The sequence below is a fragment of the Yersinia nurmii genome (genome assembly GCF_001112925.1).
Taxonomy (GTDB): Bacteria; Pseudomonadota; Gammaproteobacteria; order Enterobacterales; family Enterobacteriaceae; genus Yersinia; species Yersinia nurmii.
Map to the genome: position 1 here is coordinate 237725 of NZ_CPYD01000005.1, position 15615 is coordinate 253339.

Sequence of the window (15615 nt, forward strand, 5' to 3'; positions counted from 1 at the left end):
GCCCAATCTCAGAAATTTCATATTTTCCGCTAACCTCTCGCTTTTACAACCTTTTCACACCATGCTTTATTCCATTACGGTCAGTATGACTTTCTCTGCCCGATGGAGTAATCACATGAGCAAACAACGCAAATTAACCGAATCTGACGTCACGCCGGAAGGCGTGTTTTATCAACGGCGTAAAGTGCTACAAGCGCTGGGTATTACCGCTGCCAGTCTGGCACTACCGGTTTCGGCTCAGGCCGATCTGTTGGCCTGGTTTAAAGGTAAAGAGCTGCCCAAAGCACCGGCAGGCAAGCCACTCACCTTCAGTAAGCCGCCAGCCTATCATCCTGACTGGGAACTGACGCCGGAAGACAAAGTGACTGGCTATAACAACTTCTACGAATTCGGCCTGGATAAAGCTGATCCGGCCGCGAACGCCGGTGGATTAAAAACCACCGATTGGCAGATTCGTATCGATGGGGACGTCGCCAAGCCAATGACGCTGAGCATCGACGATTTGCTCAAGCGCTTCCCGCTGGAAGAACGCATTTATCGGATGCGCTGCGTGGAGGCTTGGTCGATGGTGGTGCCTTGGATCGGCTTTGAACTAGGGAAACTGCTAAAGCTAGTCGAACCCACCAGCAACGCGCGCTATGTGGCGTTCCAAACCTTGTACGATCCGGATCAGATGCCGGGACAGAAAGATCGCTTTGTTGGCGGCGGGTTGAAATATCCCTATGTAGAAGGTTTGCGATTAGATGAAGCGATGCATCCGCTGGCCTTTATGACGCTCGGTGTGTACGGTAAAACGTTACCGCCACAGAACGGCGCGCCGCTGCGTTTGATTACGCCGTGGAAATACGGTTTTAAAGGCATTAAATCTATCGTTCATATTCGACTCACTCGCGAACAGCCACCAACGACCTGGAATCTCAGCGCGCCGAACGAGTACGGTTTCTACGCTAACGTGAATCCAAATGTGGATCATCCACGCTGGTCGCAGGCTACCGAACGCTTTATCGGTTCCGGCGGGATTTTAGACGTTAAGCGCCAGCCAACCCGGCTATTTAACGGCTATGCCGATCAGGTGGCTTCGCTGTATCGCGGCATGGATTTGCGGGAGAACTTTTAATGCGGCTGAGCCTGAAACAGGTTAAATGGTTGAAAGTGGCAATCTGGCTGGCAGCCTCATTGCCCTTCTTCTGGCTAATTTTATCCATCGATCAGGGCTGGTTCAGCGCCGACCCGTCCAAAGACATTCAGCATTTTACCGGACGCATGACCCTCAAGCTGCTGCTGGCCACGCTGTTGGTGACGCCGCTGGCTCGCTATGGCAAGCAACCGCTGCTAATGCGCTGTCGCCGTCTGTTGGGAGTATGGTGTTTTGCCTGGGGAACCCTGCATTTAGCCAGTTATTCGATATTAGAATTGGGGCTATCCAATATCGGTTTGCTGGGGAAAGAATTAGTTACCCGGCCCTATTTAACTTTAGGGATTATTAGCTGGCTATTACTGCTCGCACTAGCAGTTACATCGACACAGTGGGCACAGCGAAAAATGGGACCTAACTGGCAAAAATTGCATAATTTCGTTTATCTCATCGCCATCTTGGCACCGATTCACTATCTTTGGTCGGTCAAAACTTTATCACCCTTGCCGATAATTTACGCAATCGCAGCAATTATTTTGTTAGCACTGCGTTATAAAAAATTTCGCCAATGGTGCCGCTAAATGCTGGGACTTCACCCTGTTCTACCCCAGATAATCCGTTAGGCTTTGTATACTTCATCATATTTCTTATTGAATATCTTCGCTGATAAGACCAGTATTTAGCTGCTAATTGCTACGATATCATTATAATGCTCCACCTTAGTTCCGATCGTTGTGGTAATTTCACCGTTAACAGGTGACAAATCGGTGGCATCAGGCTATTTTTGACGATGATGAACTAATTGCCGGAGATACCAGCATAATGGCGGACAAGTTTCACATTTTGCTTCTGAACGGCCCGAACTTAAATCTGCTTGGCTCTCGCGAGCCAGAAAAGTATGGTTACACCACGCTGGCAGAGATTGTTAACGGGTTGGAGACACAGGCTCAGAATTTGGGTGTTGCGTTATCCCATCTGCAATCCAATGCAGAACATGCGCTGATAGACAGAATTCATCAGGCTCGGGGCAACACTGATTTCATCCTGATTAACCCGGCGGCGTTTACGCATACCAGTGTCGCTTTACGCGATGCCCTGTTAGGCGTTCAGATCCCGTTTATCGAGATCCATCTGTCTAACGTGCATGCTCGGGAGCCTTTCCGTCACCATTCATATCTCTCCGATATTGCGGTTGGCGTGATCTGCGGACTCGGCGCAGACGGCTACAACTTTGCTTTACAGGCAGCGGTCAATCGCTTGTCAAAATCCAATTAATTGCAACGCAAAAGAGTACGGAATCACACTCATGGATATTCGTAAAATCAAGAAACTGATCGAACTGGTAGAAGAATCTGGCATTTCCGAGCTGGAGATTTCAGAAGGTGAAGAATCAGTACGTATCAGTCGTGCTACAGCCGCACCAAGCTACCCAATGATGCAACAGCCTTATGCTTTTGCCGCGCCACAGCAGCCAGCATTGGCTAACGCTGTAGCACCGGCACCGGCTGCTGAAGCCGCTGCACCTGCAGCCATCAGTGGTCACATCGTGCGCTCCCCAATGGTGGGTACTTTCTACCGCACCCCGAGCCCAGATGCTAAATCCTTCATCGAAGTAGGTCAGAAAGTTTCTGCTGGTGATACCCTTTGCATCGTTGAAGCGATGAAAATGATGAACCAAATCGAGGCAGACAAATCCGGTACTATCAAGGCCATTCTGGTCGAGAACGGTCAACCGGTTGAATTCGACGAGCCTCTTGTCGTCATCGAATAACGAGGCGTTCCATGCTTGATAAAATCGTTATCGCTAACCGCGGTGAGATCGCGCTACGTATTCTGCGAGCTTGTAAAGAGCTGGGCATCAAAACCGTAGCCGTTCACTCCTCTGCGGACCGCGATCTAAAACACGTTCTGTTGGCTGACGAAACCGTGTGTATCGGTCCGGCAGCTTCAGTCAAAAGCTATCTGAACATTCCTGCGATCATTTCAGCAGCAGAAATCACCGGTGCGGTGGCTATTCACCCTGGTTATGGTTTCCTGTCCGAAAACGCAGACTTTGCCGAGCAGGTAGAGCGTTCAGGTTTCATCTTTATCGGTCCTCGTGCCGAAACCATTCGTCTGATGGGCGACAAGGTTTCCGCAATCAGCGCCATGAAGAAAGCCGGTGTACCTTGCGTACCGGGTTCTGACGGCCCGCTGAGCGACGACACCACGCAAAACAAAGCTTTCGCCAAACGCATCGGTTATCCGGTGATCATCAAGGCGTCCGGCGGCGGCGGCGGTCGTGGTATGCGCGTAGTGCGTAACGACAAAGATCTGGAAGAATCCATTAACATGACTCGTGCGGAAGCCAAAGCGGCTTTCAACAACGACATGGTTTACATGGAAAAATACCTTGAGAATCCGCGCCATATCGAAATTCAGATTTTGGCAGACGGTCAAGGTAACGCGATTTATCTGGCTGAACGCGACTGCTCTATGCAGCGTCGTCACCAGAAAGTGGTTGAAGAAGCGCCAGCACCGGGCATCACCAGCGAAATGCGTCGTTATATCGGCGAACGCTGTGCAAAAGCCTGTGTGGAAATCGGCTACCGCGGCGCAGGTACTTTCGAGTTCCTGTATGAAAACGGAGAGTTCTATTTCATCGAAATGAACACCCGTATTCAGGTTGAGCATCCGGTTACCGAAATGATTACCGGCGTCGATTTGATCAAAGAACAGCTACGCATCGCGGCAGGCCAACCTCTCTCCATCAAACAGGATGAAGTGAAGGTTCAGGGCCATGCGGTCGAATGTCGTATCAACGCCGAAGATCCAAATACCTTCCTGCCAAGTCCGGGTAAAATTACCCGTTTCCATGCGCCGGGCGGCTTTGGTGTTCGTTGGGAATCTCATATCTACGCTGGCTATACCGTGCCTCCGTACTACGATTCCATGATCGGCAAGCTGATCACTTACGGTGAAAACCGTGACGTGGCAATTTCCCGCATGAAAAATGCTCTGGCGGAGCTGATCATCGATGGCATCAAAACCAACGTTGAACTGCAACAGCGCATTATGAATGACGAAAACTTCCAGCACGGTGGCACCAATATCCACTATCTGGAGAAAAAACTTGGGTTGCAAGAAACCTGATTTTATTTCGCCTGAAAATCAAGGCCGGTTAATACCGGCCTTTTTTATTTTCTGATCAAACAGGGCTAGGCAAACGCCGCGCTTGCCGTAAAATCCCCTACCCTTGTTAAACTCAGAACCGTCAATACCCACGGGAGAATGAATGGACACGAGATTTGTTCAAGCCCACAAAGAAGCGCGCTGGGCCTTTGGTCTGACTCTGGCCTATCTGGTCGGCTGGTTATTGTGCGCCTATTTTCCTGGCGATGTGCCGGGGATGACCGGGTTACCCGCCTGGTTTGAAATGGCCTGTCTGGCCCTGCCACTGCTATTTATTGTGCTGTGCTGGCTGATGGTTCGCTTTATATTCCGCGATATTCCGCTGGAGGATAGTGATGCAAACTGATGTCGTCCTGCCATTAGTTGCCTATCTGGCATTGGTTTTTGGCCTTTCTATTTATGCATACACCCGGCGACAGACCGGTAATTTCCTCAACGAATACTTCATCGGCAACCGTTCGATGGGGGGATTCGTGTTGGCGATGACTCTGACCGCCACCTATATCAGCGCCAGTTCATTTATCGGCGGGCCGGGGGCAGCCTATAAATACGGCCTCGGCTGGGTATTACTGGCGATGATTCAGTTGCCAGCGGTATGGCTATCGCTAGGCGTACTGGGTAAGAAGTTTGCGATTCTGGCTCGTCGTTATAACGCCGTAACTCTGAATGACATGCTGTACGCACGCTATCAAAGTCGTTTACTGGTGTGGCTAGCCAGCCTGAGCCTGTTGGTCGCCTTTGTCGGTGCCATGACGGTGCAGTTTATCGGCGGAGCGCGTTTGCTGGAAACCGCAGCGGGTATTCCCTACGACACTGGGCTGCTGATCTTTGGCGTTAGTATCGCACTCTATACCTCCTTCGGCGGTTTTCGCGCCAGCGTATTGAATGATGCGCTGCAAGGGCTGGTGATGCTGGTAGGAACCATTTTACTGCTGATTGCGGTGGTTCACGCCGCCGGCGGCCTGCATAAAGCGGTCGATACGCTACAAAACATCGATCCGGCGCTGGTTTCACCGCAAGGTGGCGACGGAATCCTCGATTTGCCGTTTATGGCGTCGTTCTGGATTCTGGTGTGCTTCGGCGTCATTGGCCTGCCCCATACAGCAGTACGTTGCATTTCCTATCGAGATAGCAAAGCAGTGCACCGTGGCATTATTCTGGGCACCATTGTGGTGGCGATTCTGATGTTTGGTATGCATTTGGCTGGCGCATTGGGCCGGGCAATTCTGCCGGATCTGAAAATTCCGGATCAAGTTATCCCTACGCTGATGATTACGGTGCTACCCCCGTTTGCAGCTGGGATCTTCCTCGCCGCGCCTATGGCGGCCATTATGTCGACCATCAATGCTCAGCTATTGCAGTCTTCCGCTACCATCGTCAAAGATTTGTACCTGAATTTCCGTCCGGAACAGATCAAAAACGAGCGTAAGCTGGCTCGTATTTCCAGTATGGCCACGCTGGTTCTCGGCCTGCTGTTATTGCTGGCAGCCTGGCGTCCGCCGGAAATGATTATCTGGCTGAATCTATTGGCCTTTGGCGGTCTGGAAGCCGTATTCCTCTGGCCGCTGGTTCTGGGGCTATATTGGGAACGCGCTAACGCTCACGGTGCTCTTAGCTCAATGATCGTCGGTGCGGTATGCTATACGCTACTTGCCAGTTTCGACATTAAGATCGCCGGATTACACCCGATCGTGCCGTCACTTGTGCTGAATTTGCTGGCGTTTTATATCGGTAACCGGTTTGGCGACAGAGCGCGGGCACGACAGCCTGTGGTCGCCAACGCTGAATAAATCGCTATTTAACGGTATTATTTACCGAAACCTTATTGATAAAAACCGATCCCAAAACGCTAGTTGCAGATCGGTTTTAGAAGAGAAAAGCTATGCCTTGGATCCAATTAAAGTTAAACACTTCCGGTAATCAGGCCGAATCCCTCGGGGACGCGCTGGTTGAGAGTGGCGCAGTGTCTGTCACCTTCCAGGATACCCATGATAATCCGGTATTTGAGCCGCTGCCGGGGGAAACCCGTCTGTGGGGCGATACCGATGTGATTGGCCTGTACGATGCCGAAACCGACATGGCTGAAGTGATCGCTATGCTGGAATACAACCCGCAGTTAGGCAAAGGTTTCGTCCACAAGATTGAACAACTGGAAGACAAAGATTGGGAACGTGAGTGGATGGATAATTTCCACCCAATGCGCTTTGGCGAGCGCCTGTGGATTTGCCCAAGCTGGCGCGATGTGCCAGACCCAACCGCGGTTAACGTGATGCTCGATCCCGGTTTGGCCTTCGGTACCGGTACTCATCCCACCACCTCTCTTTGTCTACAATGGCTAGACGGACTGGATTTGGAAGGTAAAACCATCATCGATTTCGGCTGTGGCTCCGGCATTCTGGCCATTGCGGCTCTGAAGCTGGGTGCCAGCCGCGCTATCGGCATCGATATCGATCCGCAGGCCATTCAGGCCAGCCGTGATAATGCGCAGCGCAATGGCGTTTCAGAGCGTCTGGAACTGTATCTGCCGAAAGACCAACCGGCGGATCTGTCAGCCGACGTCGTTGTCGCCAATATTCTGGCTGGCCCACTGCGCGAACTGGCTCCGTTGATTAGCGTGCTGCCGAAAGTCGGCGGCCATTTGGGTCTGTCTGGCGTACTGGCGACCCAAGCTGCCAGCGTTGCTCAGGCTTATGAAGATAAATTCGCGCTGGACCCTGTGGCAGAGAAAGAAGAATGGTGCCGCATTACCGGCGTCAGAAAATAATCCCCACGCTATTTATCCCCGCTCACGGCTCCAGTACGCCGCTGGCGGGGTTATTTCCCCTTTCGTCATACCCAAGCCCCCCTTTTACGCTTCATCGCTGTGTGAGCTGTCTGCTGCGTTAACATGTCTTTGTTACAGCTGATAGCGACTCGTCATTTTTTTCCTCAAAGTGAGAGCTTTCTCACAGGATTTATAGGGGTATTACTGTGGTTTAACGCAGTTTTGCTTACTAAATCAGCAGCATCGATCGGTGTTAAAAGAAGTTTCCAGTCAATAATCATGGTGATTAGCAGAAAATATTGTCGCGCAGGAAATAACCAATAATTTATAACACCATGTTTAATATGAATAAATAATTATTATTACAAGATTAGCTCGCTATTTATTGCTATTTTTAAGCCAATTGGTCAAAGTTTGGCCTTTCATCTGAACGTAAAAATGCGTAATATACGCGCCCTTGCGGACACAGTATGGTCATTCTTTGTCTATGCACATTGGACACTTCCAGCTTAAAAATTGCCTGATTGCCGCCCCGATGGCCGGTATAACAGACCGACCCTTCAGAGCCTTATGTCATGCGATGGGGGCTGGGATGGCTGTATCTGAAATGCTCTCCTCCAATCCGGAGGTGTGGCGGACGGATAAGTCGCGTCTACGCATGGTCCATAGCGATGAGCCCGGTATTCGTACCGTGCAGATAGCCGGTTGCGATCCGGATGATATGGCAGCGGCCGCCAGAATTAATGTGGCGGGCGGCGCTCAGATCATTGACATCAATATGGGGTGCCCGGCCAAGAAAGTGAACCGTAAGCTGGCAGGATCTGCATTGTTGCAGTATCCCGATCTGGTTAAACAGATCCTCTCCGCAGTTGTTAATGCGGTAGATGTGCCTGTCACGCTGAAAATTCGGACTGGTTGGGCTCCGGAACACCGTAACTGTATAGAGATTGCCCAATTGGCCGAAAGTTGTGGTATACAAGCCCTGACAATTCATGGCCGAACCCGTGCTTGCCTGTTTAATGGTGAAGCGGAGTACGACAGCATTCGGGCAGTTAAGCAGAATGTTTCCATTCCGATTATCGCGAATGGCGACATAACTGACCCGCATAAAGCCAGAGCGGTACTTGATTACACTGGGGCTGACGCCCTGATGATAGGCCGTGCCGCTCAGGGGAGACCCTGGATCTTCCGGGAAATCCAGCATTATCTGGACACTGGGGAACTGCTGCCACCGATGCCACTTGGCGAAGTGCAGCGTTTGTTAAACGGGCATATACGGGAATTGCACGACTTTTATGGTCCAGGCAAGGGATTCCGTATTGCGCGTAAACACGTATCTTGGTATCTCCAAGAGCACGCCCCAAACGACCAGTTTCGGCGCACATTCAACGCCATTGAGGATGCCAGCGAACAGCTGGAGGCGTTGGAGGCATATTTCGAAAATCTTGCGTAAACAGAAAAAAGAGCTGACAGAACTATGTTCGAACAACGCGTAAATTCTGACGTACTGACCGTTGCAACCGTAAATTCACAAGATCAGGTGACTCAAAAGCCTCTGCGTGACTCGGTTAAACAAGCACTGAAGAACTATTTTGCTCAACTGAATGGTCAAGATGTAAGTGACCTGTATGAGTTGGTACTGGCTGAAGTTGAACAGCCATTGTTGGACATGGTGATGCAATACACCCGTGGCAACCAAACCCGTGCTGCCCTGATGATGGGCATCAACCGCGGTACGCTGCGTAAAAAATTAAAAAAATACGGCATGAACTGATACTAGTCAGTTAGGTTGTTGTTTAAAAAGGCGTACTCCACACGGAGAACGCCTTTTTTATTTCCTGTAGACCGCACGCTGTGCTGAAATTTTGATAATAACCTCACACAAAAACAGATGATTCCGCCATCAATCAAATGACAAGAAAAAATCATGTATTTACATCCATCGCGACAATGTATTGTTAATGAGATTTATCACAACATTTTGATTTTATTTCTTAAATTCCTGAGTTTTATGTATTCTCTTTCGTCCACACCACCTGATAATGCCGTGTAAATCTAATAAATTTACTCAATCACTTATCAGTCGTTCGATCAGTTTTTGGGGATTAACAAACTGTATTCATTACAGCCCAAATCTCTGCCTACAGTGCAAACCATCAAATATAAGCTAGATGCTATGGATAATCATGCCGGTGGTTGGACTATTAATGAATCCCTACAGCCTGCGAATTGACGACAAATATCAGCGCAGGTTTTGCTAGCGTGACTCAAGGCTTGGTTGGAGCTGAATACATTCCGGTAATATATGCTGCCAAGCAGATAGTTAACGGTACCGATCATCTGCTGATTTGTGTGCAAACCCTTTCTGACAAAGGCGCGAGCAACCATCTGGTGACATGTGTCCCTCACGAATCCTTGGATAAACAATCAACAGCAGCGCTATCACACCTATCATTAAATAACTCAGTTTATTGATGTAGTTAAATAATAGAGGTAAATAGTCATTTTTATATTTTCATTTTGATGACTACGGCTAAATATCCTCCCAGCCACCTCGGCAATTAATTTTGTCGGAATAGCTGCTTATTATATTTCTTAATGAAGAATCACTGCGGGGGCAGTATCTTAGCGAATCAGACAGACTCATCCTAAATATCCCGCGATAGGTAGAACAGAACATTATTTTCCCCTAAATTTGATGAATTAATCTCTTTATTTCACTCAGGATATATATGTTATACTTGCCCGAAAAGCCGCTTCTCGCCTGCCAACTGCCTCCGATTGAGACCCGAAACACTGCGCGATCCCCGCTTTTAATGTAAAGATTCTGTCAATTATCGGTTTGATGAAAACGATAATCGACAACTGGTGTCTTAAAAAATGTACCGCTAACGAGTTATTTCCTTATGCGTTACACATTCGCTCCTAACGCATAATGATTGAGTTAACATGATAAAACCCCAGAAGTTCCAGCTTTCGCTGCTTCATCCTCGCTATTGGCTAACCTGGTTTGGTCTCGGCGTCCTATTTTTACTGGTTCAGTTACCTTACCCGCTGCTGCAAAAGCTCGGCGTGTGGCTGGGCCGGACTTCAATGCGTTTTTTGAAACGCCGTGTCTCCATTGCTCGCCGCAATCTGGAACTCTGTTTCCCTGATATGGATAAGCAAGTGCTGGAACGCACTATTGTCGGCAACTTTGAATCCCTGGGAATGGGGCTGATGGAAACAGGAATGGCTTGGTTCTGGCCTGATTCACGGGTTAAACGCTGGTTCACCGTTTCTGGCCTAAATAACCTGAAGAAAGCGCAGGAAGGCAACCGAGGCGTGCTGGTTATCGGCGTACATTTTATGTCGCTGGAACTGGGCGGCCGCGTTATGGGCCAATGCCAACCGATGATGGCGATGTACCGTCCGCACAACAACAAAGCAATGGAATTTGTACAGACCTGGGGTCGTATGCGTTCGAATAAAGCGATGCTAGATCGTAAAGATCTGCGCGGCATGGTACATGCGTTGAAAAAAGGCGAAGCCGTTTGGTTTGCGCCTGATCAAGACTACGGCCCGCGCGGTAGCGTATTTGCCCCATTCTTTGCCGTCAATCAGGCAGCGACTACCAGTGGTACTTTCATGCTGGCTCGTCTGGCCAAACCGGCGCTGTTACCTTTAGTTCTACTACGCAAACCCGATGGTAGCGGTTATGACCTGCTGATTCAGCCAGCGCTAGAAGATTATCCGATCGACGATGAGCAAGCCGCTGCCTGTTATATGAATAAAGTGCTGGAAAAAGAGATCTTGCGTGCGCCAGAGCAATATCTATGGCTGCATCGCCGCTTTAAAACCCGCCCAGCGGGTGCGCCTTCGCTGTATTAGCACCATCTGAATTGCAAAAAAACCGGCAGAGCCGGTTTTTTCTTGTCTGAAGAACGGCAAATGGCGGTTACTTCGCCATTTTATCTTCTACGCGATAGTCCGAAAGCGATGAGAAGGTGCGGGTTGCTTCATCCAGTACATCAATAGAGCCGGTCTCAATGTCATAAACCCAACCGTGTAAGCGCAAACGCCCCTGCGCTGTCGCCAATGCCACCGACGGGTGAGTTTTAATATTCGCCAGCTGCGCAATCACATTCTCACGTACCAGAGAATTCAGCCGATCTTTGGGTGAAGCATGAGGCAACGCGGCGTTGACCAACTTGGCCGAATCCGCATGACGCAGCCAAGCTGCGACTGCAGGCAGATGATCCAAACACTGACACTCTGCAATCGCGCTCATGGCACCACAGTTTGAATGCCCGCAAATTACCACATCAGTAACGCCCAACACTGCCACAGCATATTCTACCGTCGCGGAAACACCACCTGGCTCTGGCCCGTAAGAGGGCACAATATTCCCGGCATTCCGAATGACAAACAGCTCTCCCGGCTCCCGTTGAGTCAGCAGTTCCGGCACCACGCGGCTATCAGAGCAAGTCACAAACAGCGCACCGGGATGCTGTGTATCGGCCAACTGTTTAAAGAGTTCAGAACGCTGTGGAAACACTTCTCGTTGGAACTTCAGAAAACCGTCAATAATATCTTGCATCATATTTCTCCTCGCCTGTTCAACGCCGACTCACGCCAGCACGCTGGCAAGTTTTGTCGCTTACCATAATAAATATCCTATCAGCGGTGCGCCGATTACGGTAATAATTCCGGCCAACATCATTACCAGGCTAGCGACCACCCCTTCCTGTTGACCTATTTCATAAGCTTTGGCCGTTCCTGCACCGTGGGAAGAGGCGCCCAAACCGGCACCTTTTGCTAAACCGCTACGCACCGATAGCCGCAGAAACAACAAATCGCCTACCGCCATACCGAATACGCCAGTAATCACGACAAACAGTGCGACCAAATCTGGCTGTCCACCCAACTGTTTCGCCGCTTCCAACGCAAAAGGCGTCGTGATAGAGCGCACCGCCAGACTGCGCTGTACCTCTTCTGAGAGCGTCAGCAGCTTCGCTAGCCACACCGAGCTGGCTACTGCAACGGTAATCGCAGTTATCACTCCAGCGCTGAGAGAAAGCCAGTGACGACGAATAATTGATAGATTCTCATACACCGGTACCGCAAAGGCGATAGTGGCTGGGCCAAGTAGCCATAATAACCAATGGGTTTCGCCAATATAATCCTGATAAGAAATATGAGTGACCACCAGCAATAACACCAAAATCATTGGTGTCAGGACGAGCGGCATTAGCAGCAAGGAACGGCGGCGGAGATAGAGTTTCTTATTGGCAAAATACAGCCCTAGCGTCGCCAAAAAGCACAGAATACTGATAATAAAGTCATTCATGATGAGCTGATTTACGCCGCTGTAGCCAGATTTCAAACCGATAGACTCGATCGACCACTAATCCGGTAGCGGCCAGTGTCAGCATGGTACTCACGGCGATAACGGCAAAAATCTTCCAGCCATCTACCCTCAATAGCTGGGAATAATTCACCACAGCGACCACCGCCGGAACAAAGAACAACAGCATTTCCGCCAATAACCAGCGAGAACCGGCTTTAACCCAGTTCATCGGCATAATGCGTAATACGATCAGCGTCAGTAACAACAACATACCGACGATATTTGCTGGCAGCGGCAAATGGAAAATCCGCACTAATTGATCGGCAATCACAAAGAGCCCAGCGTATAACGCCACCTGAACCGGCACCTGTATACGTTGGAGGAAAGACGGCGCAAAACTGCGTAACGCCAATGACATGAGTGAACCCCAATGGGAAAAATTTTACAGCATCCAGTATAGGCGCGCGGAAAGCTTGCCAAAAATGAATTAAAATTATCTTAATCATGCCAAATTGGCATACTTAGGGTGATGACTCAGGCTGCCAGCCAATTTTCGGGGAATACAGATGGATATCCGCACCTTACGCTACTTTGTCGAAGTCGTACGCCAGCAGAGCTTCACTCGCGCCGCAGAGAAACTGTTTGTCACTCAACCGACTATCAGCAAAATGCTGCGCAATTTGGAAGAAGAGCTGGAATGCAGCCTGTTGATTCGCGAAGGTCGCCGCCTGCATTTAACCGATAGCGGTCAGGCCGTTTATCAGCGCGGTGTCGCCATTTTGGATCAGTTTCAGCAGTTAGAAACCGAGCTGGAAGATATTGGCTCACTGAAAAAAGGCCGCCTACGCCTGGGCATACCGCCGATGGTCGGTACCCAAATGGCGGTATTAATCAGTGAATTTCGCCAAAGTTACCCCGGAGTAGAACTCCGTATTGCCGAATTCGGCGGCCTGACCGTCCAGCAGGCAGTGCTTTCCGGCGAGCTGGATTTAGCGCTCACCGCCCTACCCGCAGATGCCGATTTGCCTCTGACTTCATTGCCATTATTCAGCCATCCGCTATGCGTTGTGGTACCGCGCACGCCCTTTTGGCTCAACCGAACCACCATTAGTATTCCCGAATTGGCAGAACAGCCGATCCTAATTTATAACGAGGATTTCGCGCTTTATCGCCAGTTGATGGATGCATTCTCCGCTAATGGATTTTCACCGAAAATTGCCGTTCGCAGCGGTCAATGGGATTTTCTGGCTGCCATGGTGCAGGCAAATATCGGCATCGCCATTTTGCCGGAGCCTATCTGTCAACGGCTCGATAAGAGTACGTTACTGTGGCTTCCGCTCGAACCTATACTTCCCTGGCGATTGGGACTGATTTGGCGTCAGGGCAGCTATTTGTCCCACAGCGCGCAGGCGTGGATTGCCCGTTGTCGAGAATTCTGGCCGAACGGCTCGTTACTAGGAAAAAGCTAGAGAGTTAATGCGGGGCTGAGTGATGGGAGAAACGAGCGGAGCCTAACGACTCCGCTCGTTAAGGGAATTAACCTTCTTTTTCTATCAACAAGGCTTCCAGTAAATCCAAATCGTGCAGCAGCTTTTGCAGCGTTTCGTTGCTAATTTTCTGCGTCGCACGCAGATGATAAAGCTCACCGCGCTCTGCCCGTAACGCGGTTAAACGGAAGCGACGCTCCAGATTCTCTATCAGCAAGGTATTGTCGATTTCATCTTTACTGCCCGTGCGCCGCCGCAGAGTCCCTATTACCCGCGAACTGACTTCCTTCAGCAATTGCTCGTCAATATTCTCTTCCGTACTGGCCGCCAGTCGTTCTTCCATCTTATTCAGGCTAACAATAGCCACTTCGGCCATTGCGGCCTTGGCGGCACGAATTTCTTCACGGCTGACGCTTTTATCCCCAACCACAACGCCGCGTAGCAGCAGCGGCAAGGCAATGACCCCCATGATCAGCGAGAAGAGAATGACACCAGTAGCGATAAATACCAGTTGGTAACGCGATGGGAACGCGGTGCCATCACTCAGTAATAAGGGAATCGACAACACACCGGCCAGCGTAATCGCCCCACGCACGCCAGCAAATGAAGCGACCCATAGCTCACGGGTGGTGTACTCGCTGAACAACAGCGGGCGTTTTTTCATGACTCGCTTACTGATGCGTTTCATCAACCACAGCCAGCTAAAACGCAGCATCAGGAGCGCCACATAGATAATGGCGACGTCGGCAAACAAATTCCAAGTTTGAATAGTGGGGTCCAGCTCGGCCTGTAGAATCGAGGTTTCCAGAATCCCCGGCAGTTGCAGGCCCAACATGATAAACACCATGCCGTTGAAGACGAACTCCAGCATCGACCATACGCTATCCGCACGCAGGCGCATTGCCAAAGGTGCATTGCGAATGACGCCAGACTGACTGATAGTCATCCCCGCAGCTACCGCCGCCAGAATCCCCGATACGCCAATATGTTCAGCAATCAAATAAGAGGCAAACGGCAGTAATAGCAGGAAAACGATTTGCGTCGCCGGATCGTCACCGCTCCAGCGGCTCATAATACGCAGCGATTTACTGTACAGCCAGGTTACGGCCACGCCAGCCAACAGCCCGCCAATCGCCACTTTCAGGAACTCCAGCGTAGCGCCAGAAACGCTGAAAATCATGGTGCCCATCGCCACGGCAATAGCAAACTTCAACGCCACCAGACCAGAGGCATCATTCATCAAGGCTTCGCCTTCCAGCACGCCCATAATGGATTTTGGAATACGCCCTTTGCCCACAATACCGGACAGCGCCACGGCATCGGTTGGCGAAAGCACGGCAGCCAGCGCAAAGGCGGCAACCAGTGGAATCCCCGGAACCATCCAATAAATCAAATAGCCTACGCCAACAACCGTAACCAGCACCAACGCCAAGGCCAGACCGAAAATCTCCCGACCGTGATGAATAAACTCGCGAGTAGGCGTTTTCCAACCGTCGGCAAACAACAACGGAGGAATAAACAGTACCAAGAATAGCTCGGGATCGAAATTAACGTGCAACCCGAAGTGAGGCCAGGCGAGCAAAGCACCACAAACGATTTGCATCAGAGGGAGAGGGATTTGAAACGGCAACATCCGGGTGACAACACCTGAGAGTGATACCACCAAAATCAGGATGAGGATTGTAAAAAAGATTTCCATGCTTTCCTTAGACTCAACGCGACTTAAGTT

Annotated in this window: 16 protein-coding genes; 12 read left to right on the top strand and 4 right to left on the bottom strand. The window is 50.2% G+C overall.

Annotated features, from left to right (window positions below; translation table 11 throughout):
- Window positions 1-115: 115 nt before the first annotated feature.
- The 11 genes from msrP (at window position 116) to lpxP (ending at window position 10940) form a co-directional block, all read left to right on the top strand.
- Window positions 116-1117: a protein-methionine-sulfoxide reductase catalytic subunit MsrP gene (gene msrP, locus AD970_RS08710; RefSeq protein ID WP_049597984.1), complete on the top strand. Its 1002-nt coding sequence runs from the start codon at window positions 116-118 to the stop codon at window positions 1115-1117.
- Window positions 1117-1716 (top strand): protein-methionine-sulfoxide reductase heme-binding subunit MsrQ, encoded by a 600-nt coding sequence (gene msrQ, locus AD970_RS08715; RefSeq protein WP_049597985.1) that lies wholly within the window; start codon window positions 1117-1119, stop codon window positions 1714-1716. Before msrP ends, msrQ begins: the two co-directional genes overlap by 1 nt.
- A 241-nt stretch (window positions 1717-1957) precedes the next feature.
- Complete coding sequence (aroQ, locus tag AD970_RS08720; protein ID WP_049597986.1) at window positions 1958-2410, top strand: type II 3-dehydroquinate dehydratase; 453 nt, start codon at window positions 1958-1960, stop codon at window positions 2408-2410.
- Between the two features lie 31 nt (window positions 2411-2441).
- Window positions 2442-2906, top strand: coding sequence for an acetyl-CoA carboxylase biotin carboxyl carrier protein (accB, locus tag AD970_RS08725; RefSeq protein WP_049597988.1), 465 nt, complete (start codon window positions 2442-2444; stop codon window positions 2904-2906).
- 11 nt (window positions 2907-2917) lie between these two features.
- Window positions 2918-4267, top strand: a complete 1350-nt coding sequence (gene accC, locus AD970_RS08730; RefSeq protein WP_049597989.1) for an acetyl-CoA carboxylase biotin carboxylase subunit — start codon at window positions 2918-2920, stop codon at window positions 4265-4267.
- 142 nt (window positions 4268-4409) lie between these two features.
- A complete protein-coding gene (locus tag AD970_RS08735) occupies window positions 4410-4652 on the top strand; it encodes a YhdT family protein (RefSeq protein WP_049597990.1) in 243 nt (80 codons plus the stop codon).
- Entirely contained in the window at window positions 4642-6096 is a 1455-nt protein-coding gene (panF, locus tag AD970_RS08740; protein ID WP_049597991.1) for a sodium/pantothenate symporter, read from the top strand. Before AD970_RS08735 ends, panF begins: the two co-directional genes overlap by 11 nt.
- Window positions 6097-6188: 92 nt before the next feature.
- A complete protein-coding gene (gene prmA, locus AD970_RS08745) occupies window positions 6189-7070 on the top strand; it encodes a 50S ribosomal protein L11 methyltransferase (RefSeq protein ID WP_049597992.1) in 882 nt (293 codons plus the stop codon).
- Window positions 7071-7557: 487 nt separating this feature from the next.
- Complete coding sequence (gene dusB / locus AD970_RS08750; protein ID WP_072080625.1) at window positions 7558-8523, top strand: tRNA dihydrouridine synthase DusB; 966 nt, start codon at window positions 7558-7560, stop codon at window positions 8521-8523.
- Between the two features lie 24 nt (window positions 8524-8547).
- On the top strand, window positions 8548-8844 hold the full coding sequence (fis, locus tag AD970_RS08755) for a DNA-binding transcriptional regulator Fis (RefSeq protein WP_002210061.1): 297 nt from the start codon (window positions 8548-8550) through the stop codon (window positions 8842-8844).
- Window positions 8845-10019: 1175 nt separating this feature from the next.
- Window positions 10020-10940, top strand: coding sequence for a kdo(2)-lipid IV(A) palmitoleoyltransferase (gene lpxP, locus AD970_RS08760; protein WP_049597993.1), 921 nt, complete (start codon window positions 10020-10022; stop codon window positions 10938-10940).
- Between the two features lie 67 nt (window positions 10941-11007).
- On the opposite strand, the gene AD970_RS08765 is transcribed toward lpxP, so the two are convergent.
- Genes AD970_RS08765 through AD970_RS08775 form a run of 3 tightly spaced genes read right to left on the bottom strand, consistent with a single transcriptional unit; the run spans window position 11008 to window position 12817 of the window.
- On the bottom strand, window positions 11008-11649 hold the full coding sequence (locus AD970_RS08765) for a carbonic anhydrase (protein WP_049597995.1): 642 nt from the start codon (window positions 11647-11649) through the stop codon (window positions 11008-11010).
- Window positions 11650-11709: 60 nt separating this feature from the next.
- Window positions 11710-12399, bottom strand: a complete 690-nt coding sequence (locus AD970_RS08770) for an LrgB family protein (protein ID WP_049597998.1) — start codon at window positions 12397-12399, stop codon at window positions 11710-11712.
- Window positions 12392-12817 (bottom strand): CidA/LrgA family protein, encoded by a 426-nt coding sequence (locus tag AD970_RS08775; RefSeq protein WP_049598000.1) that lies wholly within the window; start codon window positions 12815-12817, stop codon window positions 12392-12394. Before AD970_RS08775 ends, AD970_RS08770 begins: the two co-directional genes overlap by 8 nt.
- A 148-nt stretch (window positions 12818-12965) precedes the next feature.
- Between AD970_RS08775 and AD970_RS08780 the strand changes: the two genes are divergently transcribed.
- Window positions 12966-13868: a LysR family transcriptional regulator gene (locus AD970_RS08780; RefSeq protein WP_049598002.1), complete on the top strand. Its 903-nt coding sequence runs from the start codon at window positions 12966-12968 to the stop codon at window positions 13866-13868.
- A gap of 67 nt (window positions 13869-13935) precedes the next feature.
- Here AD970_RS08780 and AD970_RS08785 read toward each other — a convergent pair whose 3' ends face one another.
- Window positions 13936-15585 (bottom strand): Na+/H+ antiporter, encoded by a 1650-nt coding sequence (locus AD970_RS08785; RefSeq protein WP_049598003.1) that lies wholly within the window; start codon window positions 15583-15585, stop codon window positions 13936-13938.
- Window positions 15586-15615: the final 30 nt, after the last annotated feature.

What these genes read in the sequence shown, in the direction of transcription:
- msrP (WP_049597984.1), top strand. Translation starts at nt 116, where the DNA reads ATGAGCAAACAACGCAAATTAACCGAATCTGACGTCACGCCGGAAGGC.
- msrQ (WP_049597985.1), top strand. Translation starts at nt 1,117, where the DNA reads ATGCGGCTGAGCCTGAAACAGGTTAAATGGTTGAAAGTGGCAATCTGG.
- aroQ (WP_049597986.1), top strand. Translation starts at nt 1,958, where the DNA reads ATGGCGGACAAGTTTCACATTTTGCTTCTGAACGGCCCGAACTTAAAT.
- accB (WP_049597988.1), top strand. Translation starts at nt 2,442, where the DNA reads ATGGATATTCGTAAAATCAAGAAACTGATCGAACTGGTAGAAGAATCT.
- accC (WP_049597989.1), top strand. Translation starts at nt 2,918, where the DNA reads ATGCTTGATAAAATCGTTATCGCTAACCGCGGTGAGATCGCGCTACGT.
- AD970_RS08735 (WP_049597990.1), top strand. Translation starts at nt 4,410, where the DNA reads ATGGACACGAGATTTGTTCAAGCCCACAAAGAAGCGCGCTGGGCCTTT.
- panF (WP_049597991.1), top strand. Translation starts at nt 4,642, where the DNA reads ATGCAAACTGATGTCGTCCTGCCATTAGTTGCCTATCTGGCATTGGTT.
- prmA (WP_049597992.1), top strand. Translation starts at nt 6,189, where the DNA reads ATGCCTTGGATCCAATTAAAGTTAAACACTTCCGGTAATCAGGCCGAA.
- dusB (WP_072080625.1), top strand. Translation starts at nt 7,558, where the DNA reads ATGCACATTGGACACTTCCAGCTTAAAAATTGCCTGATTGCCGCCCCG.
- fis (WP_002210061.1), top strand. Translation starts at nt 8,548, where the DNA reads ATGTTCGAACAACGCGTAAATTCTGACGTACTGACCGTTGCAACCGTA.
- lpxP (WP_049597993.1), top strand. Translation starts at nt 10,020, where the DNA reads ATGATAAAACCCCAGAAGTTCCAGCTTTCGCTGCTTCATCCTCGCTAT.
- AD970_RS08765 (WP_049597995.1), bottom strand. Translation starts at nt 11,649, where the DNA reads ATGCAAGATATTATTGACGGTTTTCTGAAGTTCCAACGAGAAGTGTTT.
- AD970_RS08770 (WP_049597998.1), bottom strand. Translation starts at nt 12,399, where the DNA reads ATGAATGACTTTATTATCAGTATTCTGTGCTTTTTGGCGACGCTAGGG.
- AD970_RS08775 (WP_049598000.1), bottom strand. Translation starts at nt 12,817, where the DNA reads ATGTCATTGGCGTTACGCAGTTTTGCGCCGTCTTTCCTCCAACGTATA.
- AD970_RS08780 (WP_049598002.1), top strand. Translation starts at nt 12,966, where the DNA reads ATGGATATCCGCACCTTACGCTACTTTGTCGAAGTCGTACGCCAGCAG.
- AD970_RS08785 (WP_049598003.1), bottom strand. Translation starts at nt 15,585, where the DNA reads ATGGAAATCTTTTTTACAATCCTCATCCTGATTTTGGTGGTATCACTC.